Source organism: Synechococcus sp. R3-13 (assembly GCF_047462195.1).
Classification (GTDB): Bacteria; Cyanobacteriota; Cyanobacteriia; order Thermostichales; family Thermostichaceae; genus Thermostichus.
The window spans coordinates 1-4,182 of sequence record NZ_JANSIO010000158.1 but is presented as its reverse complement, the minus strand read 5'-3'; the positions used below and the strand labels follow the sequence as shown (position 1 = coordinate 4,182).

Sequence of the window (4,182 nt, the reverse complement as noted above, 5' to 3'; positions counted from 1 at the left end):
TTGAGCTTATTATTGACTAGAGTCATGCTCCCTAAGCAAGCTACTTAATCATACTCGTTATGACTTTGCTCTATCAAGACTGGCAGAGGGGATGGATTCTCAGGCCAGAGCATGGCAGGATAACACCATTCCTCACTGCTCTATCGCTCAGAAGTTAACCTAGCCATGTGGCAACTGCTCAAAGCCTTATGGGGAAAGATCGCCGGCCAAGCCCCCCCTGCACCCCCCGCTGCCGCGCCACGACCACCCCTTGACAAGAGGCTGGTTCAGCAGCCCTCTCCCCGGAATGTCCCTGCTGCAGAGGCCGCCCGCAAAGAAGAAGCCCCTGAGCCCACCCCAGAACATCCCGCCCCAAAAGTTGCAGTAGCTCAACGGGGTGAGGAACCTGTGGTGTGGATCCCTTCTCAGGAGAAATCCCCAGACTCTGTGGCAGTAGAATCCCCCATCGGCCCGGCTCAACCCACCTCTACCGCCAAAAGCATCAGCAGCTTCTGGGCCATGACCGACACTGGATCCCGCATTTCCCGCATTGCCGCCACCACCGACAGTGGCCGTGCGGTCAGTTCCATTGCAACTGCCAGGCTCCGCCAACCGGAATAGCGACCGGGATCCCTCTGGCTCCTCAAGAAAAAAACTTCAGGGCAAGTCAGGAATAACTCCCATCCATTTCCACCCGCTACTGCAGGGATCCCCAGGGGGCATTGGGCCGATAATGGACAGGTAGCGTTGGGGGTTCCAAGCATGCTGGAGATGATCTTTAACGGGGCCAACTGGTTTGCTTTGCCCTTTTGGGCCTTGATGATTCTGTTGCCGGGTTGGAAGGTAACCCGCAAGGTGATGGAATCGCTTTTGCCCATCGCTATTTTGGCGGCGGTTTATTTGTATCTTTTGGTCACCGGGTTCAACGCGGATGTTCTCAAGGAATTTTCCGACCCTCAACTGTCTCTGACCAGCCTAACCGACCTATTCAGTCAACCCGCCGTTATGGCGACGGGATGGGTACACTACATCGTCATGGATTTGTTTGTGGGCCGCTGGATCTTTTTGGAAGGGTGGGATAAGCGAGTATGGACAACCCATTCCCTGATTTTGTGCTTGTTTGCCGGGCCTGTGGGTCTGCTCTCCCATTTGCTTACGGTGGCGATTGTACAAGCAACTCGCCAGAACCGGCCCAGTGTCGCTCAACCTGAAAAAGGCTCAGAAGTGCCGCAAGAATCCATCTAGCCCCTGCTTGGCTTTATGGCTCTTTCCGATGCACAGGGTGCAAAATGAGCAGCGTGGGATCATCCTCGACCTCAACGTTGCTGCCACGCAGCTCCCCAGCGCTACGTACTCGCCAGCACACAGGGTGGTTCCCGAGTGCCTTTAGGTGCCGTTGTAAACAACAACCACAAAACCCACTGAGGTCGGATCCAACCGTCAGGCTGTCGGGTTTAGGGCCTACAGCCCGTTTACGCGAACAATGCGCCCTGTGCTGCTGTGGGCGAGAGCGGCTGACTACCCTGGCACTGCAGGCAGCGTAGCACAAAGCCGCTTTAAAGGGCGGGGCTTCAAACCCAGTTTTTCGGTAACCGAATTCTTGTATTCTGAAACCCTGACATACTCCCCGCCCTACTGGCTTGCTTCCGCGCAGCGATGGGACGGGGCCTTAAGCTCAGTCTTCGGGTAAACAGGAGTGCAAACCTCTCATGACTGCTACCTTTGTTCACACACCCTTGGCGCAAACTGTTCTGCCTCGCCCTTCCCGAACTCGGGATCTCCTGCTGGTTCTGGGGGGAAGTTTGTTCGTAGCTGCCCTGGCTCAGGTGCGGATCCCTCTGCCCTTCACGCCGGTACCGATTACCGGGCAAACCTTTGGGGTGATGCTGGTGGGGGCAGGCTTTGGGGCACGGCTGGGCTTTCTCACGTTGCTGGTCTACCTGCTGGAAGGGATCCTGGGATTGCCCTTCTTCAGCGGTGGCAGATCCGGGCTTGGCCACTTGGCCGGGGCGACGGGGGGCTACCTGTTGGCTTTTCCCCTGGCTGCAGGGCTGATGGGTTGGTTGGTGGAGCGCTGGGGCGTGGATCGCAACCCCTGGAAGATGGCGCTGGCGATGTTATCCTGCTCGGCTCTGATTTATTTGCTAGGAGCCACTTGGCTAGGGGTGTGGCTGAACCAGAATGTTGAGCCCACCTCGATCTTGGCCGTCCTCAACAAAGGGGTCTTCCCTTTTATCCCAGGAGACTTGGTGAAGTGCGGACTGGCAGCAGTGCTGCTGCCCACCATCTGGCGCTGGGTGGGTCGGGAAAGGCCACCGGCAGACTCATAGCCCACTGGGCAAGAGCAGCAACTCTAAAGACCGCTCCGGCAAAGCAGAAGGGGCCTGGGATTAGCCTCGGGTCGGAAAATCTAAAAAAAAGATAACAGCTCCGAGGATTTGGCCTTTTTTCTGAGATTCTAAAAACTGTGCTCAATGCGATGTTCAATACGCCCTATTCATGGAGCTTTTCTTTATATTGCTCTAGAGTTTTATAAGTCGCTGACTGGTCGCGGCAGAGCCCCCTTGTGGGGCTTTTTATTTTCTAGCTGCCGACCAAAAGAAGCTGATCTCAACCTTAAGCTATAATTATGTCTTTCTGAATTCATGGGATCCCTATGGATTCCCTGGATAGACGGGATCCCTGCCATGCAACAGACGCGCCGGATCCCAGAAGCATCCCGGTGGGTAGTCATTCAGTCCTTGACGGGCACCTTCTTTTCCAGCCACTGAGCCACTTGATCTGCCAGGTCAACTCCTTCCAACTGACAGAGTTCTCGCAGCATTGTTGGGCTGGTCACGTTCACTTCGGTTAGTCGTTCCCCGATAACATCGATCCCGACAAAATACAGCTTCTCCTGCCTGAGCACCGGCGCCAAAGCCCCGCAGAGAGCCCGTTCTTTTTCGGTAATCTTGGTTTTTTCCACTCGACCGCCGGCAGCAACATTGCCCCGAAAATCGCCCTCTCCAGGGATCCGATTGACGGCACCCAAAGGCTCTCCTTCCAGCAGCAAAATGCGTTTGTCTCCTGCCGCCGCCTGTGGCAAATACTCCTGCACCATCACAGGCAGCCGACCAAATTGGGTGCTCATTTCAATCAACGAGTTGAGGTTTGGATCCCCGGCATTGACCCTCAGGATCCCTTCCCCACCTTTGCCACCCAAGGGCTTGAGCACCGCCTGTCCTTCCTGTTCAACAAACTGACGCAGCAGACGCTTGTTGCTGCTGACGCGGGTGCGCGGGATCCACTCTTGGAATTGCAGGGCATAGAGCTTTTCGTTGGCCGAGCGGATCCCGGCAGGATGATTGAGCACCAGTGTGCGGCTGGGAGAGAGACGATCCAAAAGGTAAGTGGCATAGAGATAGGCCGCATCTACCGGCGGATCCTTGCGCATCCACACCGCCTGCATTTGGCTCAGGGGCAGCAGTTGCCGGTCTTTGACCTCATACCAGGGATCCGCCTTCAGATCCAACCGGATTTCCTCAAGGGATCCCCAAGTTTCCCCTTGATCCCAGTAGAGATCCGCCAGGCCCAGGCAGAAAATGCGGTGCCCCCGTTTCTGCAGAGCTTCCATCAGGGCAATGCTGGTGTCATGGCCCACCTGCAACTGAGGCAATGGATCGACAATAAAAGCTACCTGCATGTGAGGTGTGGTTCACTGACGAAAGGCTGCCCCGAGTATGCAACAAATCGGAGCCGATGGCTCTCCCCCGGTAGGCTGTTTCCACAAGAGAAGGCCCCCTCTGGAAAGCTCGATGCAGAGTTGTCTTTTTAATATCCTCTTAACCTCGACAGGCGACGCAAACGTTAGCTTGATAGGTGGAATCCCCAGTTGGCCCTCAGTTCTCGGCTGGGTTGACCGGATTTCTGGCCTAACCTGTGAGGAATGCTCCATCCGTGAGTGCTCCCCCTTCTCAACCCTCAGAGCCGGTTCGCATTGAAACCACGCGGGACTTGCTGGAAGCCTTGCGTGAGGGGCGCTCCCTGGTGGGTGCCAACCTGGAGAATGCCTACCTCTCGCGGGGCCTGTTCGACCGCATTCAGATGCCCAAATCCAATTTGACGCGGGCTAACCTGCGCTCGATCAGCCTGCAGCAAGCCGACCTACGTCTGTGCAACTTTCGCCGCGCTGAGCTAGGTTGTGTTGATCTTTCATTTGAGCCA

The 4,182-nt window shown here is 56.1% G+C and carries 5 protein-coding genes; 4 read left to right on the top strand and 1 reads right to left on the bottom strand.

The features are described from left to right. Positions 1-165: 165 nt before the first annotated feature. The 3 genes from NW856_RS04980 (at position 166) to NW856_RS04970 (ending at position 2,309) form a co-directional block, all read left to right on the top strand. Positions 166-600 carry a hypothetical protein gene (locus tag NW856_RS04980; protein ID WP_414399384.1) on the top strand — a complete coding sequence of 145 codons (435 nt, stop codon included), beginning with the start codon at positions 166-168 and terminating at the stop codon, positions 598-600. 141 nt (positions 601-741) lie between these two features. Further along, positions 742-1,224 (top strand): ABA4-like family protein, encoded by a 483-nt coding sequence (locus NW856_RS04975; RefSeq protein ID WP_414382604.1) that lies wholly within the window; start codon positions 742-744, stop codon positions 1,222-1,224. A 464-nt stretch (positions 1,225-1,688) separates the two neighbouring features. After that, positions 1,689-2,309, top strand: a complete 621-nt coding sequence (locus NW856_RS04970; protein WP_414399383.1) for a biotin transporter BioY — start codon at positions 1,689-1,691, stop codon at positions 2,307-2,309. Between the two features lie 404 nt (positions 2,310-2,713). Here the strand turns inward: NW856_RS04970 and gshB are convergent, their stop codons facing one another. Further along, positions 2,714-3,661 (bottom strand): glutathione synthase, encoded by a 948-nt coding sequence (gene gshB / locus NW856_RS04965; RefSeq protein WP_414350404.1) that lies wholly within the window; start codon positions 3,659-3,661, stop codon positions 2,714-2,716. Positions 3,662-3,915: 254 nt separating this feature from the next. Between gshB and NW856_RS04960 the strand changes: the two genes are divergently transcribed. Then, on the top strand, positions 3,916-4,182 hold a 267-nt coding region (locus tag NW856_RS04960), incomplete at its 3' end, for a pentapeptide repeat-containing protein (RefSeq protein WP_414399382.1).

Excerpts from the sequence above, each read along its gene's own strand:
- NW856_RS04980 (WP_414399384.1), top strand. The coding sequence starts at position 166 with ATGTGGCAACTGCTCAAAGCCTTATGGGGAAAGATCGCCGGCCAAGCC.
- NW856_RS04975 (WP_414382604.1), top strand. The coding sequence starts at position 742 with ATGCTGGAGATGATCTTTAACGGGGCCAACTGGTTTGCTTTGCCCTTT.
- NW856_RS04970 (WP_414399383.1), top strand. The coding sequence starts at position 1,689 with ATGACTGCTACCTTTGTTCACACACCCTTGGCGCAAACTGTTCTGCCT.
- gshB (WP_414350404.1), bottom strand. The coding sequence starts at position 3,661 with ATGCAGGTAGCTTTTATTGTCGATCCATTGCCTCAGTTGCAGGTGGGC.